We start from the raw sequence: 293 nt of genomic DNA, 5'->3' as shown, positions 1-293 counted from the left end.
TCACCTCCTTACCTATAGCTGAAAGAAGTTGTAAGTGTTCACCCAGATGATTGATTGTAACGTAGAGCAAACAGTAAAAGCGGTATTCGTGAGGATAACGCCGGATGTTTGGTTTAGCGCAAGGCGTAGAGCGAGCGAATGAAGGAGTGTACGATAAGTACATGACTGAATGAGCGAGGGATGCAACGACGCGGTAAGGCAAACAGACAAGTTAGAGCTGGTCTGTAGCTCAGGTGGTTAGAGCGCACCCCTGATAAGGGTGAGGTCGGTAGTTCGAGTCTACTCAGACCAAC

Annotated in this window: 1 tRNA gene; it reads left to right on the top strand. The window is 48.5% G+C overall.

The features are described from left to right. The first annotated feature begins 218 nt into the window (after positions 1–218). Positions 219–292 (top strand) — tRNA-Ile (locus MN202_RS20550). The last annotated feature ends 1 nt before the right edge of the window (position 293 follow it).

The organism is Rheinheimera muenzenbergensis, assembly GCF_036984005.1.
Classification (GTDB): Bacteria; Pseudomonadota; Gammaproteobacteria; order Enterobacterales; family Alteromonadaceae; genus Alishewanella; species Alishewanella muenzenbergensis.
Note: the sequence above shows the minus strand (reverse complement) of the source record. Positions and strands in the feature narration are given on the sequence as shown.